Origin of the sequence: Haliscomenobacter sp. (genome assembly GCF_040403615.1) — a bacterium.
Classification (GTDB): Bacteria; Bacteroidota; Bacteroidia; order Chitinophagales; family Saprospiraceae; genus Haliscomenobacter.
The window spans coordinates 19,259-32,387 of sequence record NZ_JBBAKG010000052.1 but is presented as its reverse complement, the minus strand read 5'-3'; the positions used below and the strand labels follow the sequence as shown (position 1 = coordinate 32,387).

Here is a 13,129-nt window from a genome sequence, read left to right as displayed (position 1 = left end):
TCGGGCAACTCACGGGCGAAACCTTAGGGCGTTTGCTGCACATTGATGCCAATGTTGGCGGGGTAGGTTTTGCCATGTTGCTGCTTATTTTGGCCCAAAATTGGTTGGAAAAACGGGGCTGGTTTCAGCAAGACATCGAAGATGGCGTCCAATTTTGGAGCAAAATGTACATCCCGATCATTGTGGCCATGTCGGCAGGACAAAATGTGCGCGTGGCCTTGTCCAGCGGACTGTTGGCACTGCTGGCTGGGGTTATTCCCGTACTGGTCTGCCTGGCTACCATGCCCTTGATTTCTAAACTCAACAAAAAAGCCGAATAAATGGATTATTTGACTACTGTATTGGTCAAAAATGGCTTGATCGTGGCTTTTTTGGTGACTGGAATCATTATGTATTTTTCTGAATGGCTTTCCAAAACCCTGACCAACAAAAAAATACCTGGTTCCGCTTTGGCCATTGTTACCGGATTGGTATTGGCCTACATCGGTGGCATGGTAACCGGTGGCAAAAAAGGCATTGCGGATATTCCCCAATTGTCGGGGTTTGAACTGATGGGCGGCAATATGTTTCGCGATTTTGCCATTGTTTCCACCGCGATGGGGGCAAGTTTTGGCATCATCAAAAAAACAGGTTTGGCTGGGATTGTGTCCCTTTTTGTGGGGGTTGTTTTTTCATTTGTTGCGGGCACAGTTATTGCCTTAGCCATGGGATACCATGATGCAGCAAGCGTTACGACCATCGGGGCTGGTGCCTGTACTTTTGTAGTAGGGCCGGTGACGGGTACTGCAGTTGGGGCGAATTCAGAAATCATCGCCATCAGCATCGCTGCGGGAGTGGTCAAGTCCATTTTGGTCACCATCGGAACGCCCTTAATTGCGCCGTTCATTGGCTTAAACACCCCTCAGGCTGCCATGATTTACGGAGGCTTGATGGGTACCACTAGTGGCACTGCGGCGGGTTTGGCGGCTACCGACCCCAAACTGGTGCCTTATGGTGCCATGACGGCTACGTTTTATACTGGTTTGGGTTGTTTGATGTGTCCTTCGGTGTTGTATCTGTTGGTAAAGGCGTTTTTTTGAAGCGATTTCTACAATTCCTTTTCGCTTAAATCGGCAATATTATCTTCCAATTGCGTCAGTAGATTTCCAAAAACCTGCTGGTTGATGCGTTGATTCAACCACCATAGCAAAGGCGTAATGATCAGCATTCCCAAAGTAAGTGGGATGGACAACCCGGGTTTCTGGAGAATACCCCACACGCTTTCGCCAGGATCAATTACTGCATAAAAAAAGCCCAATGCAAAAGACATGGGGTATACCAACCAATTGGCAATGGCATCGATCCGCAGGTTCAATTTGACCAAAGCGTAATACCCTTTGAGCGTGTGCAGCAAATCGCCATCCATGAGTACTGCTTTTTGGCGCAAATACCAAAGTTGCCAAAGACTAAACAACAACGCAACAAGGTAATACCCCAGGATAATCCAGGCGATCCCTCTTTTTTCGGGGTAAGCCCAACTGTAGGCCATGAATCCTGAAGCCAATACCAGGTAGCCCAATACTGCGTAAAGCCGAATCAAGACGATGCGCTCCACCTTGGCCAATGGCGCGCTGGAACGGTGCTGCAAGGCCGCAAGAATATCTTCTGCTGGTAGTGGCAGCGCTGCCAGATTGGTTTCTTGCAATTTATTCCATTCTTGCTGTAAATCCATAGTCCTTCAAATTTTGGCCTTAGTCCAGGTTTTCAGGCGTTGAATAACGGCTTGCTTGGCGCGGTGCAAACGCACCGTGGTATTGTTTTTGCTCAGGCCAGTGACCTGGGCAATTTCTTCGTTTTCGTATCCATCAAGGTGCAATGTAAGGATAAGACGGTCGATTTCGTTGAGGCGTTTGATGGCCAGCAGCAACAGTTCGCCGTCTTCAGCCATTGGGGCGGAAGACTCCATAGCAGCATCGTGTTGGGTAGTCAATTCGCTGAAATCCAGGCGTTGGCGGCGGCGATAGGTCAGTACAGTATTCAGGCTGATGCGGTAAAGCCAGGTCGAAAAAAGCGATTCACCCTTGAAGCCAGCGTACGACTTCCAAGCCTGTAGCAGCACCTCCTGGTAGAGGTCGCGGCGATCCTCAGGGTGATCCACATAAAGTTGAATGACCTTGTGAATGATCCCGGCATTCCGTTGTACGAGCTGGACGAATTCTTTTTCCACAGAAAATTTTAAAGGCAGATTGTAATATTTTTTAAACCTGCACAACTAGTTAATGAGTTGTCAATTAAAGCAAAAAATTACAACAAGTTCCCATTTTTTGCTCGATTTGTGCTATAATTGAGCGCTGTTAACCACAATGCCAGATCTTATGCTCTTGAATTACATCCACTGGAATGCTTCTCCAGAAATCGTTTCGATCGGTCCAATTACCCTGCGTTGGTACGGGCTTTTGTTTGCTTCCGGCTTCTTGCTGGGCTTGTTCATTGTGCGCCGCATGTTTCAGGAAGAAAAAGCCCCTGAAGAATGGCTGGACAAAGCATTTGTATACGTCGTAGTTGGAGCAGTTTTGGGCGCACGTCTGGGGCACGTCTTTTTTTACGATTGGGCCTATTACAGCCAGCATTTGATTGAAATCCCTCAAGTGTGGAAGGGCGGTTTGGCCAGTCATGGTGGCGCCATCGGAGTGATTCTTTGCTTGTGGATTTTTTCAGTGCGCGTTTCCAAAAAATCGGTATTGTGGATTCTGGACAAGGTGGTCGTACCCACTGCCCTTGCTGGTTGTTTCATCCGTTTGGGCAACTTAATGAACTCCGAAATTCTGGGCAATCCAACTACCGTAAGTTGGGGATTCGTTTTTGAACGGGTAGATGGCCCCGACGGACTAGCCCGTCACCCCGTACAGTTGTACGAATCAATCAGCTACTTGATCAGTTTCATTGTGCTGTACAACATTTACTGGCGTACCGAAAAACGACACAAACTGGGCTACATGTTTGGCTTGTTTATGATTTTCATTTGGGGCATTCGCTTTATCATGGAGTTTTTCAAAAGCAGCCAGGGTGGTTTTGAGACCGCTTTCAATAATGTACTGTCAACGGGACAATTGCTGAGTATTCCCTTCATTTTGATCGGGGTGTATTTTGTATTCCGACCAGTGAAGCAAGTAGCGGTTTAAAGCGTAGCGACCAGCTGATTTTTTGGTGCAATGAGGTGCAAGACAAGTGAATCCCAATATGAAAGACGTCCAAATTCTCCGCGTGTTTTTCCTGGGGGTGATGGCCATCATCGGGATTCTGTCCTTGCAGACGTATTGGGTCGTCAACAATTGGAACACCAACGAGGAAGAATTCAACGAGCGGGTACACAGCGCTTTGTATCGGGTGGCGCAGTCTATTGCCAAGATGAACGACATCTCGCTGCCCGCCCGCAACCTCATCAAACAGCGCAGCGCCAATTATTACATCGTCAATACCGAAACGGAAATTGACCCTTCGGCGCTGGAATTTTACCTGCAAACAGAACTGGAGCGCCAGCAATTGCGCATCGATTTTGAATACGCTGTTTTTGATTGCAGCAATCGCCAGATGGTGTATGGCAATTATTGCACCTACGGCAATCAGGACAATGCACCGAGTGTGCAGGATCGCAGCAATTTGCCATCCGATCAAGATTTTACCTATTATTTCGGGGTGCGTTTTCCCAACCGCAGCAATTTTCTGTTTGGAAAAATGCAGATCGCACTGATCTTGACTGGGATCTTGTTTGTAACCGTTTTGTTTTTCGCTTATTCCTTGTGGATCATTTTCCGGCAAAAGCGTTTTTCGGAAATGCAGAAGGATTTCATCAACAACATGACCCACGAGTTCAAAACGCCCCTTTCGACCATCCAAATTGCCGCCGATGTTTTTCTGAAGCATACCGAAGTACAAAAAGACCAACGCCTGTTGCAATACGCGGGCATCATCAAAGAGCAGAATACCCGCCTCAATCACCAGGTAGAGCGCGTGTTGGACATTGCGCGTTTTGAAAAAGACAATTTTGACCTGCACCTGGAATGGATAGATATGAGTGACCTGATCCTTACCGTAACCAGCAGTGCGCGCCTACGGGTACAAGAACGCGGAGGCAAGCTGGAATTGGAGCTGGATCAAACGATAGAACCCGTTTGGGGCGATCGCTTTCACCTGACCAACCTCCTGCACAGTTTGCTCGACAACGCCATCAAGTACAGCCTCGAAGCACCCAAGATAATGGTTAGCTTGGAAGCCTTGAGTCCATTGAGCCTACAACTCAAGATTCAAGACTCTGGCATCGGCATACCTAAAGAGTATCAGGCCAAGATTTTTGAAAAATTTTACCGCATTCCTACGGGGAATGTGCACAACGTCAAAGGCTTTGGATTGGGCCTTTACTATGTGCAGCGGATTTGTCTGGCGCATGGCTGGAAAATTCGCTTGCAAAGCGATGCGGGTCAAGGCACCTGTATGGCCATCGTGATTCCCCGTACCCATCCCAAAAACACACCTGCTCATGAAAGCACACCTGTTGTACGTTGAAGACGACGCGAGTTTGAGCTTTGTTACCCGCGACAATTTAGAGATGAATGGCTACACCATCACTTGCTGCATGGATGGCAAAGAAGCCATGGAGGTGATTCAAAACCAACGTTTTGATCTTTGCATCCTCGATGTGATGCTGCCTGAAGTGGACGGATTTACCCTGGCCAAAGAGATCCGCAAATACGATGGGGAAGTACCCATTTTGTTTCTGAGCGCCAAATCGCTCAAGGAAGACCGCCTAGAGGGACTCCGCATCGGTGGCGACGATTACCTCACCAAACCCTTTAGCATCGAAGAGTTGCTGCTGAAAGTGGAGATTTTTTTGCGCCGCCGGCATATGGTAAGCCCCCAAATGCCCAAGTTGATCCGCATCGGGCAGTACTTGTTTGATTACAGCAACCTGACCCTGAACAAAGACGGCGAAATCCGCCGCCTGACCCAGCGCGAAGCCGACCTGCTGCGCTACCTGATGAGCAATCGGGGGCAAGTAATTCGCCGTTCGGTCATTCTGGAGCAAATTTGGGGCGAAGACGACTACTTTTTGGGGCGCAGCCTCGATGTGTTCATTTCGCGCTTGCGCAAATACCTACAAAAGGACGAAAACATTCGCATCGAAAATGTGCATGGCATTGGTTTTCAGTTTGTATGTCCGGATTGAAGAGTGTACTTTCAAGATTAAATTTTTTACCTACATCCATTTTTAAATACCGCAGCATGAAACGTCACGGTTCAATCAATTTGTTTTTGCAAGGCATCAGCTTTTTCTTGGTGTGCTTATGCTTTTCCGCTTGTGGAGTCAAAATGACCCACAACGACACTGCGCAATCCAAAACCAACCCCTTGCTAGATCCTGAATTGACTTATAAAAATTATACGCCCAAACTCACTGACCGCATCATCTCCCGCTCAAGCTACCAAAACAAACTCTACGGATTCTGGCTGGCCCAATGCATTGCCAACTGGACCGGTCTGGTGACCGAAATGGACAAAATTGGCAACATCGGGGACATCAAAACTGGAGCTTTTTATACCCGTGTAGACTGGGGCAAACCCGATCAACCCAATATTTGGGACAAAACCACCGCCAGCAAGTGGTCGCCGACCCTGGATTTTGTGCTCAGAGACGAAGGTGACGTCTGGGGTGCTGATGACGATACCGATATCGAGTACATCTACCAATACCTGTTGTATACCCAAAAAACCTCCATTTTGACGGGGGAACAGATTAAAGCGGGATGGCTCAAGCACATCAAGCAAGAAGAAGAAAATTTCTTGTGGGTATCCAACCAAAAAGCCCTTGACTTGATGGTAACAGGCCTGGTACCTCCCGCGACCAGCGACCCCAAAAACAACCCTGAATTTGAGATGATTGATGCCCAGCTCACCACCGAGATTTTTGGGCTGTATGCACCAGCACGGCCTGATGTTGCCCTCCAGATGGCACACTTGCCGATTCAAACGACAGCCCGCGAAAACGCCGAATGGATTTCCGAATTCTACGTCATCATGTATTCCCTGGCATCATCCGTGGATGAAAAGAAGTCCCTGCAAGAAAAAACCCAATGGATGGCCGATGCAGCCCGCAAACGCCTGCCCAATGATTCCTATTCGGCTAAAATGTACGACTTCGTCAAAAGCCGTTACCAGGCCAAAATTCCCTGGGAACAAACCCGCGATGAGGTGTACCAACGTTACCAGGTCGATCAGGCCGATGGGTACACGATGACTGCACAAGGAAGGTACTGCAACGCTTGTTATGCCGCAGGAATCAACTTTGCATCGAGTATCATTAGCTTGTTGTACGGCGAAGGAGACCTGAAAGAAACCATCAAAATTGGTGCGCTGGCAGGCTGGGATTCCGACAATCCTACCGCCACCTGGGGCGGTTTGCTGGGTTTTATGCTCGGCAAGGAAGGCGTAGAAAAAGCTTTTGGCCGAAAGCTTGCCAACAAATTCAACATCCACCGCACCCGCGTTGGTTTCCCCAACAATGGCATCGATACTTTTGAAGAAATGGCCAAATGGGGCGTATACATCACCGACCGCGCCGTGCAGGAGCAAATGGGCGGCGGCGTGGATTTGCAAAAAAACCAATGGTACATTCCATCCGTAGGTCTAGCCATTCCTCCTGGAAAATAAAAACTGCGCGGATTGCGCCCATTGCCCCAAATACTTCCGACTTTTACTGCAATGGAATTTTCAATTCAATCGCTTAGCCCCATGCAATGGGCTGTTTTGACGCTGGCTGCGCTGTGCACTGGCATGGCCAAAGGGGGCATCACCAACCTGGGCACCGCTACCGTACCACTGGTGGCCTGGTATTTTGGTGGAAAATTTTCTTCCGGAATGCTCCTTCCCATGCTCATCATTGCCGATTGTGCCGCAGTGATTTATTACCGCAAAAATGCCGAATGGCCGTATTACTGGAAGCTCTTGCCCTGGACAATCCTCGGGGTGATAATCGGTACCTGGCTGGGGCAAGAGATCGATGACCTGGTGTTCAAACGCATCATGGGCGTCATCTTTGCGGGCAGTGTGGGTTTCATGATTTACCGGGATTACCGAGGCATCACCACCATTCCGAATCAATGGTGGTTTGCTGCATTGATGGGGGTTTTAGCAGGCATCACCACCATGTTTGGCAATTTGGCCGGGGCGGCTACCACCGTTTTCTTTCTGGCCATGCAATTGCCCAAGCAAACTTTTATTGGTACCGCAGCCTGGTTTATTTTCACGGTCAATTTGATCAAATTGCCGTTTCAGATTTTCTTTTGGGGCACCATTACCCTGGATACCGTTAAGATCAATTTGCTCCTTGCCCCGGTCATTCTCTTAGGCTCAGCAGCGGGCATCTGGTTGGCACACCGTTTCTCAGATCGTTTTTTTCGCCGCATGACCATTGGGTTGTGCCTGGTGGCGATGGTGCTGTTGTTTTTGTGATTTTTTAATTCTCTTCAATATCAACTTACTATTGTTTTTTCCATCAAAATGTTCTTTATTTACAACAAAACAAACCAATGGCCACAATTTCTTTTGTTCTTGTGAATGTTGTAAGAAGCAAAATCAATAAAGAGTCTGTCAAAAGTTTACTTTAGTTCCCGGGCATTCGCTGAATCCGCAGAATTGTAGGCTGAAATCAAAAACAATTGGAAGGGTTGGGTATGAAATTTGAACTGGAATCACAACAAGAACTTTATCAAAAAATAGCTGATCTGATTGAACAGGCACGTAAAACAGTTGCTTCTTCGGCCAACCTTGCTATGGTTCATACCTACTTCGAGATAGGCAAAATGATTGTAGAGGATAAGCAATCTGGAAAGCAAAAAGCCGAGTACGGAAAAAAGATACTAAAAAATCTTTCGGAACACTTGACTAGACGATTTGGAAAGGGCTTTTCCGAAGCCAATCTGCGACAGATGAGAAAGTTTTACGAGGTATTTTCAATTCAGCAGACACTGTCTGCTGAATTGAAAAAATTGCGTTTTCAGCTCTCTTGGTCACATTATCTTGTACTGATGCGCATCAAAAATCCAGACGAACGCAATTTTTACGAGATAGAATGTTTGGAGTCCAACTGGAGTTTGACCACTTTAGAACGCCAATATCATTCGAGCCTTTATGAACGCCTTGCACTCAGCCGCGACAAAGACGAAGTGATGAAGCTCTCTACACATGGGCAACGCATTGAAAAACCTACCGACATCCTAAAAAATCCGCTAACCTTGGAATTTTTAGGTCTGGAAGAGCAATTTACTTACACTGAAACGGATATGGAGCAGGCTATCCTGTCTAAAATACAGCACTTTTTATTGGAGCTAGGCAAAGGCTTTCTGTTTGAAGCCCGTCAAAAACGCTTTAGTTTTGACGAACAACATTTCTTTGTAGATCTTGTCTTTTATAATCGCTTGCTGCAATGTTACGTTCTCATTGATCTTAAAATAGATAAGCTCACCCATCAAGACCTTGGTCAGATGCAGATGTATGTCAACTATTTTGACCGGTATGAGAAACAAGCTTTTGAAAAACCTACAATTGGTATTTTGCTTTGCAAGAAGAAAAACAATGCACTGGTAGAACTTACTTTACCTAAGGAAGTCAATATTTACGCTACGGAATACAGCATGTACTTACCGGAAAAGAAATTGTTGCAGCAAAAATTGGAAGAGTGGATTGAAGCGTTTGAAAACGAACATCCTGAACAATTAAACGATAAAGGAGAATGAGTAAATTGAGCACCTATAAATCTCCAAACTCACGTTAATATAACTACTTGAATCCATTTACATTATAGTCAATATTACCTTCGCATTTTGAGCTGTAAAAAAAAATATTTTAACCGCTCAAACTTTTTCACCTCCACCTTCATCCTTAGGGTAACACAATTGAAAACCCGATCCTTTGGAGCAGCAAACCGAACTATTATTGCGCAAAGCCAGAGAAGGCGATCAGCACGCGCTGAACCTGCTCTTTCGCAATTGGTACCGCCGGGCGTACCAAATGGCCATGCGTTATGTCTCAGACGAGCACATGGCGCGTGAGGCAGTGCAGCACGCCTTTATGTCGGTGTACCAGCACCTGGATCAACTCCAGCAAAGCGAAAAATTCGTGAGCTGGCTGTACCGCACCGTGATCAATTGTTGCCACATGGAAGGCCGCAAAAAGCAACGCTCGCGGCTATCGGAACTCAATCTTTCGGAAGCCCGTCAGCCATTGGCCCAAATGCCCGATCGCGATCTGCAACTGGCCGAGCGCAACCGCCTGCTGATGGATGCCGTAGAGCGTTTGCCCGAAGACCAACGCACCATTGTCATCCTCAAAGAGTTGGACGGATTGAAGTTTAGGGAGATTGCCGAACTGCTGCAAATTTCTGAAAACACCGCCAAGTCGCGCCTTTACGTGGGCTTAAAAAACTTAAAGCAAATTCTGACGCAACAGCGCTCAATCAAAGAGATGTACTATGAAGAATGAAGCAGACATCATCCAATTGATGGATCTCCTTTATGGCGAAGGTGCTTCCGACCCTGCACAAGCCGAGGCTTTTTTGCAGGAACATCCCGAATTGGCCGAGGAATTGGACGGATTGCAAGAGGTACGCAATACCCTGCAAAGTCTGCAAATGCCAGAAGCGCCGCCGATGCCCTTGTTCATGCCGATGCCCGCAGCCAATCCGCCGAAAATGCGGATTTTGAGCTGGTCTTACTGGGCAGCAGCCTCCGTAGCATTGGTTTTGCTGGGGTTCGGCCTCGCCAAAATCCAATTGCGCTTCGATCACGGCCAGGTTACGATTGCTTTTAACCAGGCCATTGCACCTCCGTCTATACAAACAGCTTTGCCAACGCAAGGGCTGCTTACTTCGGCAGACACGCAGGCCATTCAAGACCTGGTGCGCACCGAGTTATCGCACCACTACGACCAGCTGGAGCAAAGCATTGCCCTAGCCGAAGTCAACCTGCGCAAAACCAACGACTTGCAACGACTACAACTGATCACCCGACTGCAAACCGAACTCACCGCGCTCAATCAAAAACAGCAAAGTGAACTTACTGCCTTGGTGGCCGCCTCCCAAGCCGACAACCTGGGCAAACTGGTGGTGGCCATGCAAGACGCTCACTCCCTGCAACAGGAAAAACTCAAGTGGGTAGTACAACAGGGATTCATCGATTGGAACGTGAAACGGGAAAAAGACCTGGAACGAATCAAAGATGAATTCGGCAAAGTGTATGCTCAGGTGCATTACCAAAAACAGGAACAGGAAAAATTCAACCGCGTTTTTATCAACCAAACCAACAACTAAGGCCATGAAAAAATATGTATTGCTTGGATTGATTTTAGGAATCTGTGTGGCAGTCGTAGCACAGAAATCGACTACTGGTTTACCCGCTACCCGCCCGGTGACTATTGGCAGCACTTTTCCAGCGCGCATTAATGCCCAAAATGTCCCGCTAACACCGATGGACAAAGACATCAGCGTGGTGACAGGAATTTTGACAAAACTCATTCAACAAGAATTCAACAATGGCGATACGGCCATCAACCTGGAGCGGGTTCAGGGAGAATACATTGCTGGCAGTGGGGTGTTGATTTCAATTGAACAGCACAATCCATTCTACAGCGAACCGATGCTCTTGGGACTCAACAATCAAGCCTTTTCGGTGGGGCGGTATGGGCTAACCGGTACTTTCTCTGGGCAATTTCCAGCCTTGGCTGAAGTAAGAGGAGTAGCTGAATTGACCGAAAAAAAACAGGCCAAGTCTCCTAAATCAAAGGGAAAAACAATTGAAAAACCAGCAGATGCAACAAACAGCCTAATTCCTTTACTTGGAAATGAAGCAGTTTTGGGATCTTTAAATCTAATTGGAGATTCAATTTCGCTCGAATATTTAAATGGGGCGCTTAGTGGTATTACTACCGATGGAGCAATCGTCATTAATGACAATGACAACGGGAACAGCAGCAAAAAACAGGACAGCGTTTTTGCCTCAAAAATCCCCCGGATGAAAAAAGTACTCGCAAAGTTCCTGGCGGAATACACCATCCTTTTGGGTAAAATAAAACCAGACGAAAAAATTTGGGTAACCTGGTCCATCAAAGAAGATTTCTGGGGCGTATACCAAAACAAGAGGAATTGTGAATTGAGTGCCCGCATCACCAAGCAAGACATGCTGGAGTTGCGTGCAGGAAAAATAACCCCGGAGAATTTTGATGAACGCATTCAATATTCGATCACCCGTTGTGCAACGCCGCGTACCTCAAACCCCGAACTCGAAGTCTTCTCTGCCATTCTCGAGCGCCTCTACTCCACCGAAGTATCTCAGAATCTGGTGCAATTTGGTGCGGTTGAGTCGGAGGCCATTGGTGGTTTTGGGTACAGCTTTAAAATGAATTTTCTATCCGGTTTTCTGGATACCCTCATCGAAGTGCAACCCAATGGCTTAACCAATACGTACCGGGTAAAGTCCCAAAACCGGGTCAATTCAAAGCAAGAGCAAGTTGAAGAATTCAACGCTTTCAAAGCGGAGTTTCCTCGGCAATTGTTGGAATACAGCCGCATCTTGAAAGACTTGCAGCCTGGCGAAATTTTAAAAGTAGACGTTTCGGTGGGCGAAAACGATCGCCTGTGGAGCATTGCTGCGGGAGATGGCACCAAAAAGCTTTCGTATTCACTTCCCCAATCCCTAATCCGCGACTACGATTCCGGCAAACTCAAACTGGAAGATGCCGTGAAGCTGGTGCAGGTTGAAGAGCAATAGGGCATTTTTATGGTTCAGTCGTTTTGTTGTGCAATGAAGAGAATACCTTAAACATTGATCTATTTTAAAATATAAATAGCAATCAGGTTGTTTGTATTTTCCTTTCTCTATCAAAATCAAGATTTTCCAAAAGCCATCAAAAACCTTAACTTGCCGTTGGAACAATGAATGCATACGTTCATTGTTCCTCATTCCTCATTCATCCTTTCTACATGCGTGCTACTTACACGGAATCCTTCCTTCAGGAGTTGGAAAAACTCAATTCCGCTCAACGCAGTGCCGTAGAGCAGATTGAAGGCCCCGTGATGGTCATAGCCGGGCCAGGCACCGGAAAAACGCACATCCTGGCCTCGCGGATCGGCAAAATTCTGCTCGAAACCGATACCCAGCCCCAAAACATTCTCTGCCTTACCTTCACCGATGCCGGCGTAACGGCCATGCGCGAGCGCTTGCTCCAGCTAATTGGTCCTGATGGGCACCGGGTGCACCTGTATACGTTCCATTCTTTTTGCAACGCCATCATCCAAGACAACCTGGAACTGTTTGGTCGCCAGGATCTGGAGCCATTGGGAGATTTGGAGCGGGTAGACCTCATTCGCAGCTTATTGGATGAGCTGGACGTAGAGCATCCGCTCAAACGTGGCCAAAGTGACGTATACTTTTACGAAACCCACCTCCATGATTTTTTCCAGCGCTGCAAAATGGAAAACTGGACTGCCACATACGTCATCCAACAAATTGACAATTGGCTCAACAGCTTGCCCGAGCGTCCTGAATTTCGCTACCAGCGCAACCAGGGCGCACAGCGCAAAGGCGACCTCAAAGAGGCCAAAATCAAGGAAGAGCAACAACGCATGCAGCGCTTGCGGGCCGCTGCCGAACTTTACCCTCGCTATGAAGCAGCCAAGCAGGAGGCCCGGCGTTACGATTACCAGGACATGATTTTGTGGGTACTGCGCGCCTTTGAGACCCACGAATACCTCTTGCGCAGTTACCAGGAGCAATACCTTTACCTGTTGGTAGATGAGTACCAAGACACCAATGGTTCCCAAAACGAGATCCTCCTGCAACTGATCAACTATTGGGACACCCCCAACGTGTTTATCGTTGGCGACGACGATCAATCTATTTTTGAATTCCAAGGCGCCCGCCTCAAGAACCTCACCGATTTTTATACCAAATACCAGCAAGACCTGCAAACGGTGGTGCTGACCGAAAATTACCGCTCGGTTCAATCCTTTTTGGACAGTGCGGGCCATCTCATCCAGCACAACCAACTGCGCGTAATCAGCCAGTTGCAGGCTTTGGAACTCAACAAAAACCTCAAAGCGGCA

The 13,129-nt window shown here is 47.5% G+C and carries 14 protein-coding genes; 12 read left to right on the top strand and 2 right to left on the bottom strand.

All coding sequences use genetic code 11. From position 1 onward, the window contains the following. Both madL and madM read left to right on the top strand, forming a co-directional pair. Window positions 1-320 (top strand): malonate transporter subunit MadL (madL, locus tag ABW391_RS16975; RefSeq protein WP_353483090.1); only part of this gene is annotated, 320 nt, incomplete at its 5' end. Beyond that, window positions 321-1,079, top strand: coding sequence for a malonate transporter subunit MadM (gene madM, locus ABW391_RS16970; RefSeq protein ID WP_353483089.1), 759 nt, complete (start codon window positions 321-323; stop codon window positions 1,077-1,079). It abuts the gene before it with no gap. Between the two features lie 8 nt (window positions 1,080-1,087). Here madM and ABW391_RS16965 read toward each other — a convergent pair whose 3' ends face one another. Both ABW391_RS16965 and ABW391_RS16960 read right to left on the bottom strand, forming a co-directional pair. Next, window positions 1,088-1,711, bottom strand: a complete 624-nt coding sequence (locus ABW391_RS16965) for a hypothetical protein (protein ID WP_353483088.1) — start codon at window positions 1,709-1,711, stop codon at window positions 1,088-1,090. A 6-nt stretch (window positions 1,712-1,717) separates the two neighbouring features. Continuing rightward, window positions 1,718-2,206: an RNA polymerase sigma factor gene (locus tag ABW391_RS16960; protein WP_353483087.1), complete on the bottom strand. Its 489-nt coding sequence runs from the start codon at window positions 2,204-2,206 to the stop codon at window positions 1,718-1,720. A 148-nt stretch (window positions 2,207-2,354) separates the two neighbouring features. On the opposite strand from ABW391_RS16960, the gene lgt reads away from it, so the two are divergent. From lgt to ABW391_RS16910, 10 genes are all read left to right on the top strand, one after another. Further along, window positions 2,355-3,161: a prolipoprotein diacylglyceryl transferase gene (gene lgt, locus ABW391_RS16955; RefSeq protein ID WP_353483086.1), complete on the top strand. Its 807-nt coding sequence runs from the start codon at window positions 2,355-2,357 to the stop codon at window positions 3,159-3,161. 58 nt (window positions 3,162-3,219) lie between these two features. Beyond that, window positions 3,220-4,542 (top strand): sensor histidine kinase, encoded by a 1,323-nt coding sequence (locus ABW391_RS16950; RefSeq protein ID WP_353483085.1) that lies wholly within the window; start codon window positions 3,220-3,222, stop codon window positions 4,540-4,542. Next, window positions 4,517-5,203 carry a response regulator transcription factor gene (locus tag ABW391_RS16945; RefSeq protein WP_353483084.1) on the top strand — a complete coding sequence of 229 codons (687 nt, stop codon included), beginning with the start codon at window positions 4,517-4,519 and terminating at the stop codon, window positions 5,201-5,203. Before ABW391_RS16950 ends, ABW391_RS16945 begins: the two co-directional genes overlap by 26 nt. A 56-nt stretch (window positions 5,204-5,259) precedes the next feature. Further along, complete coding sequence (locus ABW391_RS16940) at window positions 5,260-6,684, top strand: ADP-ribosylglycohydrolase family protein (protein WP_502916332.1); 1,425 nt, start codon at window positions 5,260-5,262, stop codon at window positions 6,682-6,684. 81 nt (window positions 6,685-6,765) lie between these two features. Continuing rightward, window positions 6,766-7,485 carry a sulfite exporter TauE/SafE family protein gene (locus ABW391_RS16935; RefSeq protein ID WP_353483083.1) on the top strand — a complete coding sequence of 240 codons (720 nt, stop codon included), beginning with the start codon at window positions 6,766-6,768 and terminating at the stop codon, window positions 7,483-7,485. Between the two features lie 221 nt (window positions 7,486-7,706). Beyond that, window positions 7,707-8,768, top strand: a complete 1,062-nt coding sequence (locus ABW391_RS16930) for a PDDEXK nuclease domain-containing protein (RefSeq protein ID WP_353483082.1) — start codon at window positions 7,707-7,709, stop codon at window positions 8,766-8,768. A 175-nt stretch (window positions 8,769-8,943) separates the two neighbouring features. Further along, on the top strand, window positions 8,944-9,513 hold the full coding sequence (locus ABW391_RS16925; RefSeq protein WP_353483081.1) for an RNA polymerase sigma factor: 570 nt from the start codon (window positions 8,944-8,946) through the stop codon (window positions 9,511-9,513). Then, entirely contained in the window at window positions 9,503-10,339 is an 837-nt protein-coding gene (locus tag ABW391_RS16920; protein ID WP_353483080.1) for a hypothetical protein, read from the top strand. The genes ABW391_RS16925 and ABW391_RS16920 overlap by 11 nt, the downstream gene beginning before the upstream one ends. Window positions 10,340-10,343: 4 nt before the next feature. Beyond that, a complete protein-coding gene (locus ABW391_RS16915) occupies window positions 10,344-11,795 on the top strand; it encodes a hypothetical protein (RefSeq protein ID WP_353483079.1) in 1,452 nt (483 codons plus the stop codon). Between the two features lie 212 nt (window positions 11,796-12,007). Then, a partial coding sequence (locus ABW391_RS16910) for an ATP-dependent helicase (protein WP_353483078.1) occupies window positions 12,008-13,129 on the top strand: 1,122 nt, incomplete at its 3' end.

What these genes read in the sequence shown, in the direction of transcription:
- madM (WP_353483089.1), top strand. Translation starts at nt 321, where the DNA reads ATGGATTATTTGACTACTGTATTGGTCAAAAATGGCTTGATCGTGGCT.
- ABW391_RS16965 (WP_353483088.1), bottom strand. Translation starts at nt 1,711, where the DNA reads ATGGATTTACAGCAAGAATGGAATAAATTGCAAGAAACCAATCTGGCA.
- lgt (WP_353483086.1), top strand. Translation starts at nt 2,355, where the DNA reads ATGCTCTTGAATTACATCCACTGGAATGCTTCTCCAGAAATCGTTTCG.
- ABW391_RS16950 (WP_353483085.1), top strand. Translation starts at nt 3,220, where the DNA reads ATGAAAGACGTCCAAATTCTCCGCGTGTTTTTCCTGGGGGTGATGGCC.
- ABW391_RS16945 (WP_353483084.1), top strand. Translation starts at nt 4,517, where the DNA reads ATGAAAGCACACCTGTTGTACGTTGAAGACGACGCGAGTTTGAGCTTT.
- ABW391_RS16940 (WP_502916332.1), top strand. Translation starts at nt 5,260, where the DNA reads ATGAAACGTCACGGTTCAATCAATTTGTTTTTGCAAGGCATCAGCTTT.
- ABW391_RS16935 (WP_353483083.1), top strand. Translation starts at nt 6,766, where the DNA reads ATGCAATGGGCTGTTTTGACGCTGGCTGCGCTGTGCACTGGCATGGCC.
- ABW391_RS16930 (WP_353483082.1), top strand. Translation starts at nt 7,707, where the DNA reads ATGAAATTTGAACTGGAATCACAACAAGAACTTTATCAAAAAATAGCT.
- ABW391_RS16920 (WP_353483080.1), top strand. Translation starts at nt 9,503, where the DNA reads ATGAAGAATGAAGCAGACATCATCCAATTGATGGATCTCCTTTATGGC.
- ABW391_RS16915 (WP_353483079.1), top strand. Translation starts at nt 10,344, where the DNA reads ATGAAAAAATATGTATTGCTTGGATTGATTTTAGGAATCTGTGTGGCA.